The organism is Halalkalibaculum roseum, assembly GCF_011059145.1.
Classification (GTDB): Bacteria; Bacteroidota; Rhodothermia; order Balneolales; family Balneolaceae; genus Halalkalibaculum; species Halalkalibaculum roseum.
In genome coordinates this window covers 394738-415299 of sequence record NZ_JAALLT010000002.1, presented here as the reverse complement: position 1 = coordinate 415299, position 20562 = coordinate 394738, and the positions used below count along the sequence as shown (strand labels likewise).

Genomic DNA, 20562 nt, shown 5'->3' with positions numbered 1-20562 from the left:
TTTAATTATTGGTTAAATGTATGATGATAACAGTATAAATACGGCTATGATTTCAATAAAGATAGTAGCATAAGAGAGGGAATCAAAAATGATCATGCAAACAAGTCTTTATTCGGCAGAGCATTACTTGATAAGAGTCATCTTTCTGATGAATACTTGTCCGCCGACTTCCAGCTGGGCAATATAGATACCGCTGGGCATCTCACTGGCATTCCAGTTGGCTGTATGTTGCCCTGCTTCTTGCATACCGTCAACCAGCGTTACCACGCGCTGTCCTACGATATTCCAGATGCTGAGCAGTACTTCCGAATCTTCTTTTAATTCATAGCTGATCGTAGTTGCCGGATTGAAAGGGTTAGGGTAATTGGGATTCAATTTCACGGATTCCGGTATATCCGGGTTGTTTACCGGTCCGGTGTTCCCCGGTCGTACTGTCAGAATAAATCTTGGTTCTTCACTATCTAAGCTTGCCCTACTGAATGGTAACCCCGCATTATCATCTTCAATGTTGCTGGGGCTATCATCCGAAGTAACAGTAAAACGATAATCGCTGGAAGAGCGTAAGTTGATTTCCTTGTTCAGCTCCCTGTCTGTTAATGTAATGTTCCAATTATCCGGTATATCATCCAGCCTGCCCCATTCGAATCTCAGCTCCTCCCTCCCATTGGCATCAAAATCAATAGGTATTTCCATAGTGCCGTCAAGATCATAGGGAAGTACATTCTTCATGAGCTTGTCCTGTCCGGAAAGACTGTATAGAGTGATTGAGTTAGTATTTATTGAGTGCAACTTAAACGCATCATGAATATCAGTATCTACGGTTCCCTCACTGTTAAAAGAGAGCTGGTAATCATCATAAAGAGTACCATCGCCTAGGGTCAGGTTTAGGCTGAATTCTTCCCTATTGCTATCTTTAAAGCGGCTTGAATTGACAAACCTAATCTCATCTCTTTCTAGTGTTGCACTGATAGAAATATCTTCACTGCCTTCCGCATTATCAATTTTAACCCAAAAAGCCTGAAAGGGCAGAATTTTATTGCTTTCATTTTCTTCTAAAACAAGATAATCACCGTTGCCGGCATTGGCTGAAGGATCCCAAACATAGACATTGCCATTTAGCTGCATTTCAGGATGTTCAATTTGCAGTGCTCTTCTAAGGGTGCCAAGTAGAGCTTCAACAGATATTTCGGTACCAAAAGGATTTCCCATCAGATTCCATCCCTTGCTGCCATTGAACTCTGCCGTAGATAATGTAACAGGCACCGGTCCACTGTTCTCAGGGTTATCGGTAGTAATGACTTTCGGGAAGCCGCCCTGCACGCCCGGGATACCGGTATTATCATCCCGACTGAAGTAAACTGCATACCCTTTGCCTGCTTCCAATTCGTTCTCAAGATTTTCAACGGGTTGAAATCTGCCTTCTCTCCATTCATAAAGAGTTGCCACCTGATCAGACCGGTTTGAGATGGAGGTGGTATTCATTTGAAAATCACCCAAAAGCTCTTTGAATGTAGTATTGCGGGTTGGGGATGAAAGCAGACGCCAGCCCTCGCCTCCACCCAGTCTCAAGGCATAGCGAGAACCGAAAGAGGTCCCGTCAATCCTGGTTCCCGGAGAAAAAAGCTTGTTTGGGTCCTCAGATGCCTCAGAATGACGCACGTAAAAGTTTCCGTTATCTTCTCGCCCTCTATTGAGTGACTCACTTTCATTTGGACTTAAGGTATATTCCGCCTCTTCAACTATAATATCCTGATTGTCTCTTAATATGAGCTTATCCCCGGAATTATCGATTCCCAGATTGTCGGCTGTAAATACTGTAGCCCCTCCAAAATTACCGGCAGGTTCTCCACCGCCAAAAACGACACTAGCTCTTCCGGGTTGCAGCACCGTTCCACTTGGAAAGGTAAATCGAGTGCTCAAATCGTCTGATAGAGTCCATCCGCTAATATCAACGGCTTCCCCTTCCGTGTTGACCAACTCTACAAACTGATCCTCAGTACTAGAAACTACCCCGTCTCCGTTGGCGTCTCCGATACCTTCCATCGGATTCGCAAAAATCTCGTTTATAATAATGCTGGGTGTATCATCATCCTGAATTACCAATGTGAGAAGTGACGGTTCTGCAATGCTAACAGATGAATTGCTTTGAAGACGAAACACCGCAGTTTCACTCTGTTCATACTCGCTGTCGTTAGTTATGGGAATTCTTAAGGTCTTCACCGTTCCGGCCACATCAGATTCATTAAAGTAGATACTTTCACTACGAAAATCAGAGAGATCGGAAGACGTTGCACTGCTTGATCCCTGCAGAAAAATTATCTCTACTTCCACTCCGGTGTTCTCGGTTTGAAGTAATTCTACATTAAGATTAACCGTACCAATATTTTCTTTAACTGTCAGAGATGAAACGGTAAAAGAGATCACCGGTGCAACTTGCTGTTCCAGGTCATTACTTTTGTCGGGTTCAGGTACAGCTTCGGGTAAATCGTCAGGAGATGCGTAATTAATATAAGATTCCGGTTGAGTGGTTTCATTTGAAACAAATTCACTCTGCTGATAGGAAGGCGACTCAGAGCTTTGTGCAGGACATAAAACGGGAATCACGGCCACTATCAGTGACAGCACAAAAGAGATAAATCCTTTTCCGGTTTTAGTGCGCGGCAGCGTATAACCCATTTCGAAGTAGCAGTAACGTTAATCTATACGATAGATGTCTGTTTTGATTCACATTTACATATAATTAATTAAGCCATTTTTATACTTAAATCAAACATTTATAAGGATATTGGGCATTAATTTTCAACCATTAAAAACTTATAAATTTCGGATTTTTTCTTTGCTCTGTTCCTTCAGTGTATCCAAATGGCTATTCTGAAGCTCAACCACCGTTCTGTAGGCTGCTTTTGCCTCTTCCTGTCGGTTGCTTTTTTCAAGAATCTCAGCATAGTTGAATTGAAAAATGATATTCTCTTCATATCTATAGCACAGATCTTCAATATGCGTCAGCGCTTTATCATACATACCTTCCGTCTTATAGAGGTATGAAAGTATCATTTTGGCATCGTTACTGACATAGCTTTCTGATGTAGCCGCGTGCTCCAGTATGCTAAGACCCTCCTGTTTATCCCCTCTGATTCCCATCAGATTCGTTGCCCAGCGCAACTCTTTAGGCACGGTACCTACCATATAATAAAAAATCCCCTTACCAATCAGTGCTTTCGGATCGTCATCATCAAGAGCAAGAAGCTGCCGTGTGTACCTGAATCCGGTCATTCCGCTTTCTATCGCTGTCTGATAGTTTTTTTCGCTGGCAGCCACCAGACTTCTGTATCCATACAGTCCGCTCAGCATCAATACCATGGTGGTATCATGAGGGTTTTCATTAAGTCTCTCTGAACTGATATCTATAGCACTTTGTGATCGCTCCAGAAAATCTTGAGCTACCTTAGGTGAATTGCCTCCGAAAAAGTATTCCCAGAAAGGAATCATGGCATGAAAGAAATAAGCTCGGGGATCTTCCCTGTCACGTGATTTTAACTCGTTGAATATGACAGCTGCCTTATCCCAGTCTGTCTGGTAAAAGTACTCAATACCCTCTTCCAATTTTTGATCATAGATGTCACCGGAATTCGAAAATGCAGTTGTACTCCCGGCAGCGACCAGGCAGAGCAAACAGGTTAGTAATAGCTTTCGCACATGCATTCGGTTTTGTTGAGTTAAATCGTATTGAATCTGATATGATTTATATGCATTTAGCGGTAAAACGTTTCCGTTTTTCGGGTATTATAAAATATTTCCTCAATGGGCTATTACCCAAATACATTTGGAATCAATCTTCCAGATGCATTTCACCCAGAAGACCCTCGGTGTGGGCAACAGCAACAGAAACAGCTGCGTCTCCGGTAATATTGACAGCTGTTCGGCACATGTCGAGTAATCTGTCAACCCCAAGTATCAGTGCAATACCCTCAACGGGCACTTCAATAGCCTGCAGTACAATAACCAGCATGATAATACCGGCACCAGGCACTCCTGCAGCACCAATAGAAGCCAGCGTAGCGGTCAGCACAATGGTTAGCTGTTGCGCAATGGAAAGATCAAGTCCCAAAGCCTGAGCTATAAACACGGCTGCAACGGCCTGATACAGACTGGTTCCGTCCATATTGATAGTAGCGCCGATAGGCAGAACAAAACTTGCAACCTCCTCATCAACCCCGACATTTTTCTCAACTCTTTCCATGGTTACAGGCAGTGTGGCTGAACTTGAGCTGGTAGAGAATCCCAGTAATATAGCAGGCTGTATGGCTTTGAAGAAATCTTTGATCTTCATCTTGCTGAACATCTTAAAGAGGCTGGAATATACAATCAGTACATGCAGGATCAGGCCAAGCAGAACGGCAATGCAATACCAGCCAAGAGCGCCCAGCAGATCTAGTGCCTTCGTCAGGTCGTCACCCGCCAGGTCTACAATCACACCGGCCATTAGGGCAAAAACTCCATAGGGTGCCGTAAGCATAATAAAATCCACCAGCTTGATGATGACATCATTCAGCGAGTCGAAAAACTTGATCAGTATCCTTCCCTTTTCTTTTGGTATCTGGATAATACCGATGCCCAACAGAATTGCCACAAATACAATCTGTAGCATATTACCATTATCCGAGGCCGACTGAACCACGTTTTGCGGAACTATATCCACGATAAAATCCAGTGGCCCTCTCTCCTTGAATTCCATCGCCGACTCTTCCGAGCCTTCGATATTTTGACTGTAGCTGGCCTGCAGTTCAGCCTGTGTCTCCTGCGGTAGGGCCTTGCCCGGTTGCATGACATTAACAACCGTAAGACCGATGGTAATGGCACATACGGTAGTAAACATATAGAATAGAATGGTCTTGCCACCCATCCGGGATAGCTTTGTGACATCGTTGAGATTGGTAACCCCAACGATCAGGGAGGCTAATACAAGAGGTACTGCGATTAGCTTCAACAGATTGACAAAGATGGTACCGAATGGCTTAACATAGTCAATAGTGAATGACGATAATCCCGCTACACTGGCAATCAAACCCCATATAAGTCCAAGAACCAAACCGATCAATATTTGCCAGTGTAACTGCTTATACCATTTCTTCATATCAAAATGAGTTTAAGAATTATCGCTATAAGTGCACCGAATCCCGACGAGATCCAGTTTATCATGTTATTATCCAGTTTCATGTTGAGTCCTTTCAAAATACCCGGCCAGTTTTTGGCAGGCTCTTTCTGCTGAAAGATCGCACCAAAATAAGAATCTGCCAGACATCCCAAAAATCCCGCTACTAAAATGGGTATTATTAGTACTCCCATCAGTGAAAAAACGTAAATTGATATCAATGAGATACTCAGGCTACCGATCATAGCGGCAAGTGTTCCGGGTACACTAATACCGCCGTCAGTACCGGGTGCTACTTTACTGAAACCGCTTATCAAATACGTTTGTGAGGAAAATCGTCTGCTGCCCAGTTCAGTAGCCCAGGTATCGGCCGTGGCGGTGGCTATAGCTCCCAAGGCACCTAAAAGCATTGCATCGTTGTGAAAAACAAACCAGAGAAGTAAAAATAACGTAAACCAGAATCCATTGCTCCACACCTGTAATCCGTCACGCCGTATTTTCTCAGAATAAGCATGTGATGTTTCATCTAAAGAGCGCGTATACTTTTTTGAGATCAGTGTACTGCTGATAAAAAAAGCCAGCAGTATAGCCGTGGAGGAAATTCCTCCTAATCCGAATACTATGGTTCCTGAAATGATGGCCGCATAGGTACCGCTGAGGCTTAACCAGCGAAAAAGAAAGGCTGCCGCACAAAATATTACCGCTAGAATGGCACCGGTGATGATACGGATGTGTTCCCCGGCATTTGCCTCTAAAACAAACACTGAAATTAAGGAGAGCAAAAAAAAGTAGTTCGCTTTACGATCCACTTTTCATTAACCTGATGTGTGTTCCGGAGTCTGACCGTTTTGCCTGTCATGTTTCATGATTGCAAAAATAACGGTGATATACCCCGCCATGATTACTATCGGCGACACGAACAGGGATATAAAGCCTTCAACCTCATTCTCAATATACATGGCTACAAAACCGGTAATCACCAATAACAGCCCAATTGCAAGTGCTTTATAGTTCCAGGCATTGAACAACATGTTATTGTTTTCTGATTTATATTCCTGCTGTCTTGCCATTTTGAATAAATTTGGATTTTGAATCGAGATTCTCAGTAAGCGAAAGGATAACAAATCTTATCTTAATAATTAACTCTAATTTGTAAGTATCAGCAGATTGATTGTATTAGCCTCCCGGAGTCCGCGACGTAAATATTTGCTGGAACTCCTGAATCTGAAATTTAGCATTGAATCAAGTTCCTGTGATGAAACCTACAGTAATAACGAACAGCCTTCCGATATCGTACAAAATCTTGCTCTTCACAAAGCGATGGATGTATCTGAAGGAAAATTTTCCAGTCTGGTTATCGGTGCAGATACACTGGTAGTTGACAATGAAAAAATATTGGGGAAACCGAACTCTGCTGATGAAGCCAAATCAATGCTTGCCAAACTAAGTGATGACCGGCATAAGGTGCTAACCGGTGTTGCCCTGGTTAAAACAGATAGTGAGGGTAACATATTGCAGAAAGAAACGTTCGTTGAAGAAACGATCGTTTATTTTGGAAAGTTAACTTCAGAAGAAATAAATGACTACGTGCAAGATGGCAGTCCCATGGACAAGGCAGGAAGTTACGGCATCCAGGATGACTGGGGTGCCATCTTTGTAAAAAGAATTGAGGGTGATTATTATAATGTTGTTGGACTGCCACTTTACGCGTTATATCAACACCTAAAAGAATTTGCCCCTGAATTCTTATCACATAACAGCGATCCACCAAAAGATGAATAAACAGGTTTACTCTTCCATATTGGCATTTATTATGCTTTTTATGAGCTGCGCTATAGCAGTTCATCCGGTTCAGGCCCAGAATAGCAATGCCTATTTTATTGCCAACCAGATGCTGCAAAATCAGCAGTATGAAAGGGCCTATGATATGTTTTATAACCTCCACGAAGAGAATCCGGAGAATTATTTATTCCTGGAAAAAGCAACGGAAAGTCTGATCAACCTCAAACGGTATGAAACAGCTATTGAAATAACAACAGAAGCCCGTAATCAGGCTTATTATCCGGCTCGAGCTGGTATACGTTTGGGCGAGATTTATCATATTAGCGGAGATACGCAAAAGGCTTTCTCCATTTGGGAAGAGGTGAAAAGGGAGAACCCGGGAAATATGGAAATCTTTCTCACCATGGCCCGGGCAATGCGTGACAGAAGAGCTTTTGATGCTGCCATTGACACCTATAAAGCCGCAGCCCGTTTGTTTTCCGACAGCACTGTTCTCTCAAGTGAACTGGCCAGCACCTACATGCGGGCCGGCAAATATGAAGAATCTGTTCGGGAGTACCTGGACCTGATCAAAGAGAATCCTGATCGCATTAACTACGTGCAGTCTACACTATTGCGTTTCAATGACGATTATCTATACGACATTGCCATATTGGAGATTGGAGATTTTCTGGAAGACCTGCCTGCTACACATCCCAGTTACAGGGACCTGCATCAGCTCGAATTGTGGCTATTGCTGGAGCGGGAACTCTATGAAAGAGCACTGGCTACTGCCCGGGAATTTGAAGAGTCTCAATCGTATACCTCGTATAGTCTTTATGGACTGGGAGCAAAATTACTTTCAGACCGTCAATTCAAACTCGCAGAAGAGGCTTACCGGTATTACGTTGATAATAATATCGAAGTCGCCAAGTATCAGAGCCTTGAAGAAATTGCCAATATCTACATAGAGTGGGCCGACTACCTTTCTGATTTCAACCTCTCCAGTGGACAAAAAAGGGATTCCCTATACAAGAAAGCCTTTGAAACGCTTTCGCAGCTCGAACGTCAGGAACCGGGCTACAGAAATATGGATAGGGTTTATATTACCCAGGCCGAACTGGCGCTGGAGCATTTACATGATCCCCGTGATGCCAAAAGATATTTAGCCAAGCTGGAGCAACGGGCTGACAGTTCGAATTTGGCCCAGCGTAGCTATATTCAGGGTAGAATATATCTTTATGATCGTAATTACAGCCGAGCCCGCATCGCATTCACGAAGAGCAATAAAGATATTCGCCTGGGTGATCTGGCGGAAAAAACAAGATACTACCTTGCACTCACGGACTTTTATTCAGGAGATTATGAATTTGCAAAGATTCAATTAAATGCCCTGGAACGACAGACCACTTCCTATTTTGCCAATGATGCCGTACAGCTTAGGGTATGGATTCAGGATGGATTACAAGCCGACAGCACGGGCGAGCTGCTTCGGCCCTTTGCCAAAGCCGTAGAATACTTTGCCCAGGGAGCCAGGGACAGCGCTATTTCTGCCCTTGAACCGTTGATTTCAGAAAATTCAATTAACCCACTGTCTGATGAAGCCCTGCTGGAGCTGAGTTCCCATATCAGCCCGGACATATTAACCTTTGCCTATGGGCGAATCGCCCGTTACCTGGATTCATCCGGAAGAAGCTCCCCCCTTCGTGAACGACTGATGTGGGAGAAAGCGCGCATTGGTGACCGGATCTATAGTGAAAAAGCAACAGTTTCACAGGCAGATACCGGTAATTCGGCTTCATCAAGTATTGCTTTCCCTAAGAATACGGGAGAGATTATATCGCTATATGAGGATATAATACTAGAATATCCCCAAGGCTTCTACGCCTCGTTTGCTCGATCCAGAATTGAAGAACTTCAAAATATTGAAACCTGATATGTTCCGACATCTCCTCGCTACCTTATTATTAATAACGAGCCTGTCAGCTGCTGCTTTCGCTCAACAGCAAATCTTCATACCCATGGATGCCACCCAGTCCAACCACCTAAAGGCTTACGGTGTCATCTTCAACAATCTTCAACAGGGAAATTCTGCTGAGTGGCTCCTGAACTATAGGGGCGGCAGCTTTATGACGAACTTCTCAAAAGAGCTGCTTCAAACCTGTCGCTTGAAAAATGTAAAAGCAGAAGTGATCAGCGGTGCTCGGGCAGCTCAAATTATTGCCGAGGTTGAAAAACCGGATGTAAACACAGCTGTCGTAAAACTTGATAAGGCTCCAAAAATTGCTGTTTACACACCAAAACAGGCACTTCCCTGGGATGATGCTGTTACTCTTGCCCTGACCTATGCCGAAGTGGAATACGATCAAGTGTGGGACCCGGAGGTATTGAATGGCAAGCTCTCGGAATATGACTGGCTGCACTTGCATCACGAAGATTTTACAGGTCAATATGGAAAATTTTGGGTCAGTTCCAGAAACCGCCCCTGGTACATTCAGCAGGTCAATCAGATGGAGGCTATGGCTCGCGAATTGGGCTTCAATAAGGTAAGCAATGAGAAGAAAGCGGTGGCGCGACAAATCAAAGAGTACGTGGGTAACGGAGGATTCTTATTTGCCATGTGCTCGGGAACCGATACCTTCGATATTGCACTTGCCGCGGAAGGAGTTGATATCGCTCCCCCACAGTTTGATGGAGATCCGATGGATCCGGATGCCCAGCAGCGGCTGGATTATTCGAAGACCCTTGCATTTACAGATTTTTCCGTCAGTAAAGACCCCGCTGAATACGAACATGCGGATATCGACGTACCGGTTCAGATTAACGAAGTGGATCAGAGTCTGGACTTTTTCACGCTTTTCGAGTTCTCCGCAAAATGGGATCCCGTTCCAACCATGCTCACGCAGAATCATGTGAGCAGCGTCAGGGGCTTTTACGGACAGACTACTGCTTTTCAGAAGGATAAGATCAAAGAATCGGTCATCGAACTGGGTGAAAGTCCGGGCAGAAATATGGTGAAGTATATACACGGAAATTACGGGCGCGGAACTTTCACCTTTTATGCCGGACACGACCCGGAGGATTATACTCATCGCGTTAACGATCCGCCGACAGATCTAAGCCTGCACACCAATAGTCCGGGTTATCGCCTTATTTTGAACAACATCCTCTTCCCTGCCGCTAAGAAGAAAAAAAGAAAGACCTAAGGTTAGAGTTAAAAGTTGGAGGTTGGAAATTCACTGATAGCTGATAGCTGATAGCTGAAACTAGTTATGAAAGTATAGTTCTCAAATTCTAAATTCCGCTTTGGAATCTAATTATTACCTAAGAATGCAAGCATCAAATAAATTTGAAGATCTCGTTGAAATCGTCAAAATACTACGTAAAGAGTGTCCATGGGATCGCAAGCAAACCCATCAGAGCATTAAAGATAACCTGATCGAGGAGGCCTATGAAGCCGTTGAGGCTATCGACCAGGAGGATTTTGAGGAACTGAAAAAAGAACTGGGAGATCTTTTGCTGCACGTGGTATTTCATAGCAGGATGGCCGATGAGACCGAAGACTTCAAAATAGATGATGTTATTTTTTCAATACAGGAAAAGCTTATACGCCGGCATCCGCATGTATTTGGAGACACTGAGGCATTGGACGAGCAACAGGTAGCCGAAAACTGGGAAGCGATAAAACTCAAAGAAGGAAAAGATTCGGTGCTCGACGGTCTACCCGCCCATCTGCCGGCTCTCATAAAAGCTCAGCGAATGCAGGAAAAGGCTGCAAATGTCGGTTTCGACTGGCCGGAGTGGCGGCAAGTGTGGGAAAAGCTGGAAGAAGAGTTGGGAGAATTCAAAGAAGTACTGGAGGAAGAAAATCAACAAAAGAGTAAAGAAGAATTTGGTGACCTGCTATTTTCACTGGTCAATGTCGGCAGATTCTTTAATCTGAATGCCGAAGACAGCCTAAGAATGACCAACAACAAATTTATCAGACGATTTCGGTATATAGAAAGACAGATTCAGGAGTCCGACCGAAGTCTGAACGATGTGTCACTGGAAGAGATGGATGGTTTTTGGGAGGAAGCAAAAACCAAGGCCTAAGACCAACAAAACTGTAATAAGTTATTAAGTCGCAGATATCTTTTTCAATTGGCAAACGATGGAATAGGTTATTGCGTTAGCATACTGTTAACATCGCGGATAATTATTGGCACGCTTGCGTTTAGGCCTGAATTTTATACATCTCGATGTTATATTAGATATAATTTGCAGCAGAAAAGTAACTATAAAATTCGGAGTAAAAGAATGGCTGAAAGCTTAACAAAAGAGAAGGAGAAAGAAGTAGATTTAAGTGAGTTTCCACATATTAATCAGGGATTGGCAGGGATTGTAGCCTTTTCAACGACCAAAAGTTTTATAGACGGTCAAAAAGGCGAACTGATATATGCCGGTTACGATATAGATACATTGGCAGAAAATGCCACTTTTGAAGAGGTGTGCTTTCTGCTTTGGAATGACCGCCTGCCTGATCAACAAGAATTGGACAGCCTCAACAAGCAACTCCGATCTGAACGTGGGCTGCCGGAACCCGTACTAAATTATATAAAATCGACTTCCGAAAGCGCCGAGCCTATGGCGGTTCTGCGCACCAGCGTTTCAATGCTTGCTGATTTCCACGATAAAGAAACCGGTGACAGTGATAAGTTCCGCCAGAATAAGGCAATTTCGATTACTGCTAAAATCCCTACGATCATTGCTGCTTTCGATAGATCACGAAACGGGCTTAATATTGTTGAGCCACTCGATACAGGAAGTACGGCATTTAACTTCCTCTATATGCTCAATGACGAAGAGCCCGGTGAGCAGGCTGAAAAAACTATGGACTTGTGCCTGATCCTGCATGCTGAACACGGAATGAACGCCTCGACATTCACCGGACGTGCTATTTGCTCAACAGAGTCTGATATGTATTCTGCTGTAACTGGAGCTATTGGAGCACTGAAAGGACCTCTACACGGCGGTGCCAACCAGGCTGTTATGAATATGCTGATGGATATCGAGAAGACCGATTCCGATCCTGTTGAGTATATCAAAAAGCGTTTGGAAGGCAAGCAAAAAGTAATGGGCTTCGGACACCGGGTGTACAAAACTATGGATCCCAGAGCCCGAATTCTTCGCGGCATGTCTAAAAAACTTTCCGAAGAAACCGGTCATGAAAAACTCTATGAATGGTCTGAAGCTATCCTGAAGACCATGAAGGATGAAAAAAATATTGATCCTAACGTCGATTTCTTCTCTGCAACCGTTTATTACTCAATGGGTATCAAGCCTGACCTTTATACCTGTATCTTTGCTATGAGTAGGGTATCAGGCTGGACCGGACACTATATCGAACAAGCTGAAAATAATCGCCTTGTTCGTCCCCGTGCTCATTATACCGGAGAGAAAAATCTCGACTGGGTGCCTGTAGAAGAACGATAGTTTTCTGCAAAAAACACATTCAAAACCGCAGGTTTACAGTAAAACCTGCGGTTTTTTTATTTGTATCCATCTTACACTTCCCGTCTTATCACAATTAACCTACCCGGCTATTATCAGCACGTCCCGCGTAAATAATTTGCATAAATACTTTTATGACCTGCGCTTCACCTCTTTCTTGCTTATTATCTTGGCCTGAAAAGAACTAATAATTTGTATCCGGAAGCTTAGGAACCATTGAAAGCAAAAACACTCCAGCAAATCAACCTGTTTCGTCTCCTGGATATAGCAGGCGCAACGGAATTCGGTACAAAATATAGATTTGATACCATCAAGGAGTATTCGGTTTTTACCGATCAAGTACCCATACACTTTTACAGTGACCTACTACCCTATATCCAAAAAATGAAGGAGGGTTATGAAGATGTGTTATGGCCCGGTAAAGTTGATAAATTTGCTGTATCTGCCGGTACGACCGGTGAGGGAAAGCATCTGCCTCTTAGCCGGGACCGGCTTGGCTCAGATGGGGCTTACATGAAAGAGGTCGCCCTCTCCTATTTTAGGCAACGTCCCAACCTCTTTCGTATTCTTGGTAAACACCTCAGTTTGCCCGGTTCCATTGAACAGCAAGGATCCATACAGATTGGGGAAGTAAGCGGGTTCTCAGCCCTGAATTCCCCGGCCTGGTTACGGCCCTTTCAACTGGCCGACCCGGAATCCCTGACCAAAATGAGCTTTCAGCAAAAATTTGACCTGCTCCTTAAAAAAGCGCTTAATGCAAACATCAAGGTGATTACCGCCGTACCCAGCTGGATATTGACCCTTTTTCAGCAGGCACTCAGTGAAACCGGTGCACATGATATTGAAGAGATATGGCCGAATCTCAACCTTTTGGTATGCGGTGGAGTTAAGCTTTCAAATTACCGGCCTCACTTTGAAAAATTGATGGGCAACCTGAATCCGGATTTCATTGAAACATACGGCGCCTCCGAGGGATACGTTGCATACAGTGATAATCTTGATAGAGATGACCTGAAGCTCGTTACGGATAACGGCATCTTTTTCGAATTTATAAAAGATCCGCTTCCAGACAAAGATGCTCTGTCCATTCAGGATGCGGTACCGATCTGGCAAGTAGAAAAAAAAGTGCCCTATGCAGTAATTGTCTCTACTAATGCCGGACTTTGGCGTTATGCCTTACGGGATGTCATTGAGTTTACCTCCTTAGAACCACCAAGAATTGTGGTGAAGGGTAGAATTAACGAGATGCTCGATGACTATGGGGAAGGGCTTTATATCTATGAGGCGGAAGAGGCTTTGTCGGAAGCATTGAGCGAGATGAATCTGAAAAAAAGTGTCTTTACCATTGCACCCCTATTGCCAGATGAAACAGAGATCCCCTATCATCACTGGCTGGTTCAGTTCAGTAACCCAATACATACCGACACCCTTAAACGCCTGGCACAAAAGATTGATGAAAAATTGAAGAGAATGAATCGTCACTACGCAATCAGGCGTGAAAGCGGGACCCTGGCACTTCCAAAAATTGACAGCATTTCGCAACAGGATATTAACCGCTGGCTGGATGCATGTGATAAAATCAAGGCGCAGGGAAAACTCCCCAGGATACTTCGTGAGAATGTAGATCTGCTGATTTAGTATAGCCGCAGATTTTCACAGATTTTAGTGTATTCCATGTATCTCCAGTAGAGCTCTGCAACTAAACGCTACCTCTAAAGCATAGAACGTTATAAGTAAGACCATTTCTTAGTCAGTGAAAATCTGCGGCCCAAAAAATCCGTGTATATCTGCGGCTAAATTTATTTCACAACGATATTCACGATACGGCCGGGAACAAAGATCTCTTTTACAATCTTCCCTTCTGACAGGTACTTTTTAATATTTTCTTCCTCTTTTGCGGCATTCAGAACAAACTCTTTGTCCTTCGCTTTCTCACGTGGAACCTCTATATCCGCGCGTACTTTACCGTTCACCTGAATGGGATACAGTTGGGTATCGGAAACCAGGTACTCTTTCTTGAATTCCGGCCATGGTTCATAGGCAATTGTATCTTCATGCCCCAGCATTCGCCAAAGTTCCTCCGCAATATGCGGGGCAAATGGCGATAACAGTTTTAAAAAAGATTCCAATATTTGCTGTGGACGTTCATCCCACTTATTGGCCTCATTGACGAAGATCATCATGGCCGATATGGCAGTGTTAAAAGATAGGTCTTCGATATCCTTGCCTACTTTTTCGATACACTCATGCAAGGTTTTAAGTTGCTCGCGGGATGGATCTCCTTTTTGAATGACTGAATCCAGTACTTCCCCTGTTTCCTCATCAATCATCAATCGCCATACACGTCCCAGGAAACGGTATACCCCGTCGACATCCTTGGTGCTCCAGGGTTTTACCTGTTCCAGCGGACCCATAAACATTTCATACAGACGCATGGAATCTGCCCCGTATTCTTCGATAATATCATCAGGGTTCACGACGTTGCCCCTCGATTTTGACATCTTGTGGGCTTTAGCGTCGATCTTAATATTGGTGCCCTTAACTACATAATTGTCACCCTCTTTACCGATTTTTGATTCCGGCAGCTTTACTTTCTCCACCTCACCGACGGCGTCTATCTCATCAGAACTGATCCACTCCCCGTCTTTTTTATAACCGGTGTATTCCATCTCACCCAGAATCATGCCCTGGTGAACGAGCTTCTGAAAGGGCTCTTTGGTTTTAAGGACACCGCAGTCGTAGAGAACTTTGTGCCAAAAACGGGCATAGAGCAGGTGAAGAACCGAGTGCTCGGCGCCGCCCACATAGAGGTCAACGGGCATCCAGTAATCTTCCTCATCCGGATCTATGGGACCCCCATCGAAGTCAGGACTGCAATAGCGAAGGTAGTACCAGCATGAGCCGGCCCACTGCGGCATGGTATTGGTTTCCCGTTTGGCCGGTTTTCCGGTTTCGGGGTCTGTGGTATTGACCCAATCTTCCGCTTTAGCAAGGGGCGGTTCACCCGTCTCGGTAGGCTGGTAATCATCAAGATCCGGCAGGGTAACCGGTAACTGCTCTTCGGTTAACGCTTTAGGCTCTCCGTCAACATGAATAATCGGAAAGGGCTCTCCCCAGTAACGCTGTCGGGAGAAGAGCCAGTCACGCAGCTTATAGTTCACTGCTTTTTTGCCATAGTCATTGTTTTCAAGCCATTCAGTAATCTTTTCCTTTGCTTCATCCACCGGCAGTTCATTCAGGCTTATCTCGTCATTTGTTGAATTAACTACGATGCCCTCTTCGGTATCGGTATACGCTTCTTCTTCGATATTACCGCCCTTCACTACCTCGACGATATCAAGACCGAACTTTTTGGCAAATTCCCAGTCGCGTTCGTCATGGCCGGGAACAGCCATTATAGCTCCTGATCCGTAGGTAGCCATTACATAGTCGGCAACCCATATCGGTATCTCCTCACCGGTTGCGGGATTAATCGCATAGGCACCGGTAAAAACGCCTGTTTTCTCTTTACTCAGCTCAGTACGTTCCAGCTCAGATTTCCGAGCTGCCTGCTCCTTATATTCTTTTACTTCATCCAGACGTTCTTTCTCTGTGATCTTCTCTACTAAATGATGTTCCGGTGCCAGAACCATGTAGGTAGCACCGAAAAGAGTATCCGGGCGGGTAGTAAAAACCCTGATATACTTTTCATCATTTCCCAGATTCTTGCTCTCAGCTTCAGCTACTTTGAAATCAATGTCTGCCCCGATCGATTTTCCGATCCAGTTACGCTGCATTTCCTTGGTTGAATGAGGCCAGTCAAGATCATCCAGCCCTTCGAGCAGGCGATCGGCATATTCGGTAATTTTTAACACCCATTGTCTCATCGGTTTACGTACAACAGGAAAGCCTCCAACCTCACTTTTGCCGTCAATAACTTCCTCATTGGCAAGTACCGTACCCAGCTCAGGACACCAGTTTACCGGCACATTATCCTCGTATGCCAGCCCCTTTTCGTAGAGTTTCAAGAAAATCCATTGCGTCCATTTATAGTACTCCGGATCTGTAGTGTTAACTTCCCTGTCCCAGTCATAGCTGAAACCCAATGCCTGCAACTGTTCCCTAAAGCGGTTGATATTCTTTTCGGTGGTATCTCTGGGATGTGTTCCCGTCTTTACCGCATATTGTTCAGCCGGTAAACCGAAAGCATCCCACCCTATCGGATGAAGTACATTGAACCCTTTCATGCGCTTGTATCGGGCAACGATATCCGTAGCAGTATAGCCCTCAGGGTGGCCCACATGCAGACCGGAACCGCTTGGATAGGGAAACATATCCAGCACATAGTATTTTGGCTTGTCGTGCTGCTCCGGCGTCTTAAACGTTTTCTGTTTCTGCCAGTACTCTTGCCACTTGGTTTCAATCTGATCGGGATTGTACGAACTCATTAAATCCTGGTATTAAAATAGAGTTAAAATTAGTTGACGAGATTGAGAAACAGTGGGCTGGAATGACTTTGAAATTACGCTTTGTCACTCTGCGATATCCAGCCTTATGTTTCGCTTTCTCGCACTGATGAAAGAAGCCAAAGATACACAAAAAATGATGGGGTGTGAAGAGAGGATTTCTTTCTAAACTTAGAATTGTATAGAATCTCCGGGTGGGTACTCAATCCAAATACCTACTGAAACATTCTCTCTCTAAGAGTATGTATTAACAGTTTGGCCAACAAACATTTACGGTGTCAATTCTAAAATTGAGGGTATCTTTATATAAAGAAAGTAATCGTCCGGTTCCGCGTGGTATCTGTATCGAATCGGATGTGGCGCTTTCAAAAGAGTTAGGGCCGTAATGCGTATACCTAACATAAAATTGGTCATTATCAAGCTGGTGGCACCCAATTGCCTCGGCACCTGATGAGAAGGGATTGCTGGCACCGGTAAATTCATCGAGCACAGTTTTGGGAATGAATGTAAATGTCTCTGATTTTTCACCATTATTAATATCTCCAGGGCCTGCCCCGATACTTTCCCTGTAAGGCACCCACTGAATCTCTCCATCATAATTAAAACCGATATTCAGGCTAAGATTAATTCGTTCTTCAACCGGATCGAAAGTGACATGTATTGGAGTCAGACAATCTTCCATAACCGGTTCAACATTTGTCTGTGAATAGCTCGGGGTCTCGGCTTCCGCAGAAACGGTTCTCCCATCGGATCGCTCCACCGATACGCGGTACCGGGTATCCGGTAGAATTTCCATACCTGTATAAAAATTATGTGTTTTAACTCCGTCGAACGCAACGATACTATCCTGCATGACATCCGACACACCGGACTGCAGATCTTCTATTATAACGGTTGCATCTATCACTCCGGAAGTATCCTGCTGCAACGTGCGATTAAGATCTTTGATTCTTACGAAATTCATGTCATCGCGCAAGTCCAAAGCACCGTATATAGAATAGACCCCATTTTCTCGATCCAAGGGCTGAATACTGTTATCACAGCCTGTGTAGAACAACAGGAAGAAAAATGTCGGGTAAACCCATAATGTTTTAATGAAATTCATAAGCGCACTCTTTTGTGGGGTATTCTTTAATTATTTAAATGTTGTTTTCAAAGAGAAATATGGCAGCAATGGGGTTTGATTTACCCTTTCCAAAGAATTCAGATCGTAGTAGAAGATATTATCGCGATCGTAGGTATTAATGCATCCCAACTTGACATTCAGAGTGTTACTAGAAGCAAACGTGAACGAGCGCTCCAAGGAAAAGTCAAGTCTGTGTACGTAAGGGAGTCGCTCTCCATAGGGACGATCATAAAGTGTACGAGCTGTGCCCGGTTCCTGAAGGGGCTCCTGTGATGGAACATTGACTGCCAGATCAAAACCGTACACCTGGGTGTAGGGCCGTCCGGAACTCATCTCCCAGCTGGCACTGGCCTTGTATTTTCCGATCCGATAGGACGCTATGGTGTTAATTTTGTGTCGCTGGTCATGAGCGGGTGAATATTCAAAAATCGGTTCTTCAATCCACGCACCCAGATCTTCAGAGGCCGCTTTGTACTCAACTTTCGACCAGCCGTATCCTAGGTAGAGATATAGTGGGTGATTATTATACTCGACTCGCACATCAAAACCGTAGGTCAGTCCATTTGCATACCCGGTTTCGATATTTATCTGGGCTTCGGGTGTCCATTTGGCAACCGGAATACCCCTGTGCCTTTTCACATATCCCTCAATATTCGTCGAAAGTGAACTGCTAATGATCTGTTTATAGCCAAGGATCCCATGCAGAGCCGTCTGAATACCATCCTCTAATTCAACGGGGCGATAAACCGTGAAGACCGTGCCGGCATCTCTTTGATCATTGATACCATTCAGCTCTTGTGAGTACCTCCCTGCTGCTAGGCTAAACTCACTGCTTTCGCTTCCGGCCGGAGTGTAGGTTACTCTAAGTCGAGGCTCGAGGGTAGGTGGTGATCCCAGGGCAACTTGTGATCCAAAGCTAGGTTGGAAGGTGAAGTTTTCACCCGAATCTATGATCGTACTGAAATATGTATGGGGAATCAGGCTGAGATTGCTGAACGATTCATAATTGGTAAATACACCGGCCAGTTCGGCAGTCACCGAGCGCAGGTTAAGACCAAAGCCGTAATCTATCGGCAAACCGAACAACTCTTCCTTGTTATCAATACGTATAAAAAACTGTTTGATGCCGGCCGATCTCTCTTCCCCGTCTGGGGAGGCTTCTGAATTGCTGAATCCGGAATATCCGGCCGTGACTTCAAAAGGATGGTTATATGTTTCGTCGAAGCCTCTGCAGCGTGCCCCTAGTGCGGTATTACTCCAGCTTAGGTTAATATCCCTGCCGGGATTGATTTCCCCCTCATCGAAGGTACGCATACCGGTAATATTGCAATAGAAATTAGAAGATTGGTAGGAGTATCGCGCTACGATGTCATAGAAATCAATAGGTACCTCTTCGATATCGATTAAATCGGAGTACTTTTGAATCGTCGACTTTCTACCCATAATTAGAAATGATTCCCTGTTTTCTGTCAACGGCCCTTCCATCTGAAGTGAGACAAGATGCGGGGAAAGTGAACCGCCTCCGCTAAAATTCTTCATATTGCCCGGGCGTAAGCTGACATCTACGATTGCCGAGGTTGCACCCAGGTATTCCGCTCCGAATCCTCCCGCGTAGATGTCAATATTCTGTACCGCCTCCTGGGGGAAAGCTGAAAAAAGGTTGGATATATGAAATGGTTTGAAGAGCGTCATATTATCCACCAGCACTTTGTTCTGTGTTGGGGTACCTCCCCTGATGTAGAGATCGCCACCGCGATCACCGGTACTGACCACACCCGGAAGTGTCTGCATATAGGATGCCAGATCACCTCCGGAACCGGGCATGGGTATTCTGCCGAGATCCACACTTGAAACCCTGCGAAGCCCGGCTTCACCGGTAATTACTTTTCCCTGAGCTTCAACTACCAGTTCTTCGAGCTGCTGCACATTCACCGGTAGCGTTACCTGCTCTATTTTAATTTCGCCGCTTTCCAGAGATATTCGCCTGGTGTAATTTTCGTGACCTATAAAACTGACGCGCAAGACATACTCTTTTGGAATCACATTCCGGAATTCATGAAATCCATCCTTATCCGTAGCCCCGGCATGGGATATGTCCAGTGAATCACCCTCCTGATACTCTTCATTCAGCAACAGTACATTTGCCCCGGCAACCGGGGTGCCGTCTTCACCCGATACAACCAGCACTCTCAGTGTTGCGTTGTCCTGAGCAGACAAACCTGCGACTGTGAAAAAAAGGTAGAGTAAAAAAAGCAAAGAAGTTTTAAACGTGTAAGTATGGTTAAGCGTCATCTCGCAAATAAATTTATTTTATGAAGCGGAATAGGGATTCTTGAGCAAACGTATTTATTGATACTTCAAAAAAACAAGCTTGATAAACCATCTTATTTCATAATATCCTATCATAGTCTTTAAGCCAACTAATCTATCCCGTTTGTGTATCTATAAAATCGAAATTAAAATAGAAATGTACATCACATGATCATGTTAATTTTTCGATATACTTATATACAACACTAAAATATATTTTAGAAAAGTAAGATATTTGTTTTATATCTTTTCGAACATGACATGCCAATATTTCA

14 protein-coding genes are annotated in these 20562 nt (G+C 44.3%); 6 read left to right on the top strand and 8 right to left on the bottom strand.

All coding sequences use genetic code 11. The features are described 5' to 3' along the window. Window positions 1-123: 123 nt before the first annotated feature. From G3570_RS05905 to G3570_RS05885, 5 genes are all read right to left on the bottom strand, one after another. Window positions 124-2676 carry a lamin tail domain-containing protein gene (locus tag G3570_RS05905; protein WP_165140242.1) on the bottom strand — a complete coding sequence of 851 codons (2553 nt, stop codon included), beginning with the start codon at window positions 2674-2676 and terminating at the stop codon, window positions 124-126. Window positions 2677-2814: 138 nt separating this feature from the next. Beyond that, window positions 2815-3696 (bottom strand): tetratricopeptide repeat protein, encoded by an 882-nt coding sequence (locus tag G3570_RS05900; RefSeq protein WP_165140240.1) that lies wholly within the window; start codon window positions 3694-3696, stop codon window positions 2815-2817. A gap of 133 nt (window positions 3697-3829) precedes the next feature. Beyond that, window positions 3830-5134, bottom strand: coding sequence for a dicarboxylate/amino acid:cation symporter (locus G3570_RS05895; protein ID WP_165140238.1), 1305 nt, complete (start codon window positions 5132-5134; stop codon window positions 3830-3832). Continuing rightward, window positions 5131-5934, bottom strand: coding sequence for a DUF92 domain-containing protein (locus tag G3570_RS05890; RefSeq protein WP_249066737.1), 804 nt, complete (start codon window positions 5932-5934; stop codon window positions 5131-5133). Before G3570_RS05890 ends, G3570_RS05895 begins: the two co-directional genes overlap by 4 nt. 33 nt (window positions 5935-5967) lie before the next feature. Next, window positions 5968-6222: a DUF3098 domain-containing protein gene (locus G3570_RS05885; RefSeq protein ID WP_249066735.1), complete on the bottom strand. Its 255-nt coding sequence runs from the start codon at window positions 6220-6222 to the stop codon at window positions 5968-5970. 88 nt (window positions 6223-6310) lie between these two features. On the opposite strand from G3570_RS05885, the gene G3570_RS05880 reads away from it, so the two are divergent. The 6 genes from G3570_RS05880 (at window position 6311) to G3570_RS05855 (ending at window position 14044) form a co-directional block, all read left to right on the top strand. Further along, window positions 6311-6934, top strand: a complete 624-nt coding sequence (locus G3570_RS05880) for a Maf family nucleotide pyrophosphatase (protein WP_165141257.1) — start codon at window positions 6311-6313, stop codon at window positions 6932-6934. Next, complete coding sequence (locus tag G3570_RS05875) at window positions 6927-8849, top strand: tetratricopeptide repeat protein (protein WP_165140234.1); 1923 nt, start codon at window positions 6927-6929, stop codon at window positions 8847-8849. The genes G3570_RS05880 and G3570_RS05875 overlap by 8 nt, the downstream gene beginning before the upstream one ends. A gap of 1 nt (window position 8850) precedes the next feature. Beyond that, a complete protein-coding gene (locus G3570_RS05870; protein ID WP_165140232.1) occupies window positions 8851-10119 on the top strand; it encodes an asparagine synthetase B in 1269 nt (422 codons plus the stop codon). Window positions 10120-10243: 124 nt separating this feature from the next. Continuing rightward, a complete protein-coding gene (mazG, locus tag G3570_RS05865; protein ID WP_165140230.1) occupies window positions 10244-11008 on the top strand; it encodes a nucleoside triphosphate pyrophosphohydrolase in 765 nt (254 codons plus the stop codon). Window positions 11009-11212: 204 nt separating this feature from the next. Further along, complete coding sequence (locus G3570_RS05860) at window positions 11213-12388, top strand: citrate/2-methylcitrate synthase (protein ID WP_165140228.1); 1176 nt, start codon at window positions 11213-11215, stop codon at window positions 12386-12388. A 234-nt stretch (window positions 12389-12622) separates the two neighbouring features. Next, window positions 12623-14044: a GH3 family acyl-acid amido synthetase gene (locus tag G3570_RS05855; protein ID WP_165140226.1), complete on the top strand. Its 1422-nt coding sequence runs from the start codon at window positions 12623-12625 to the stop codon at window positions 14042-14044. A 161-nt stretch (window positions 14045-14205) separates the two neighbouring features. Here the strand turns inward: G3570_RS05855 and leuS are convergent, their stop codons facing one another. The 3 genes from leuS to G3570_RS05840 all read right to left on the bottom strand — a co-directional run bounded on the left by leuS (window position 14206) and on the right by G3570_RS05840 (window position 20194). Then, entirely contained in the window at window positions 14206-16833 is a 2628-nt protein-coding gene (gene leuS / locus G3570_RS05850; RefSeq protein ID WP_165140224.1) for a leucine--tRNA ligase, read from the bottom strand. A gap of 265 nt (window positions 16834-17098) precedes the next feature. Next, the gene (locus G3570_RS05845) at window positions 17099-17956 is read right to left on the bottom strand and encodes a hypothetical protein (RefSeq protein WP_165140222.1); all 858 of its coding nucleotides are present in this window, start codon (window positions 17954-17956) and stop codon (window positions 17099-17101) included. A gap of 30 nt (window positions 17957-17986) precedes the next feature. Continuing rightward, on the bottom strand, window positions 17987-20194 hold the full coding sequence (locus G3570_RS05840; RefSeq protein ID WP_165140220.1) for a TonB-dependent receptor: 2208 nt from the start codon (window positions 20192-20194) through the stop codon (window positions 17987-17989). Window positions 20195-20562 lie beyond the last annotated feature (368 nt).

What these genes read in the sequence shown, in the direction of transcription:
- leuS (WP_165140224.1), bottom strand. Translation starts at nt 16,833, where the DNA reads ATGAGTTCGTACAATCCCGATCAGATTGAAACCAAGTGGCAAGAGTAC.
- G3570_RS05885 (WP_249066735.1), bottom strand. Translation starts at nt 6,222, where the DNA reads ATGGCAAGACAGCAGGAATATAAATCAGAAAACAATAACATGTTGTTC.
- G3570_RS05860 (WP_165140228.1), top strand. Translation starts at nt 11,213, where the DNA reads ATGGCTGAAAGCTTAACAAAAGAGAAGGAGAAAGAAGTAGATTTAAGT.
- G3570_RS05875 (WP_165140234.1), top strand. Translation starts at nt 6,927, where the DNA reads ATGAATAAACAGGTTTACTCTTCCATATTGGCATTTATTATGCTTTTT.
- G3570_RS05905 (WP_165140242.1), bottom strand. Translation starts at nt 2,676, where the DNA reads ATGGGTTATACGCTGCCGCGCACTAAAACCGGAAAAGGATTTATCTCT.
- G3570_RS05870 (WP_165140232.1), top strand. Translation starts at nt 8,851, where the DNA reads ATGTTCCGACATCTCCTCGCTACCTTATTATTAATAACGAGCCTGTCA.
- G3570_RS05845 (WP_165140222.1), bottom strand. Translation starts at nt 17,956, where the DNA reads ATGAATTTCATTAAAACATTATGGGTTTACCCGACATTTTTCTTCCTG.
- mazG (WP_165140230.1), top strand. Translation starts at nt 10,244, where the DNA reads ATGCAAGCATCAAATAAATTTGAAGATCTCGTTGAAATCGTCAAAATA.
- G3570_RS05895 (WP_165140238.1), bottom strand. Translation starts at nt 5,134, where the DNA reads ATGAAGAAATGGTATAAGCAGTTACACTGGCAAATATTGATCGGTTTG.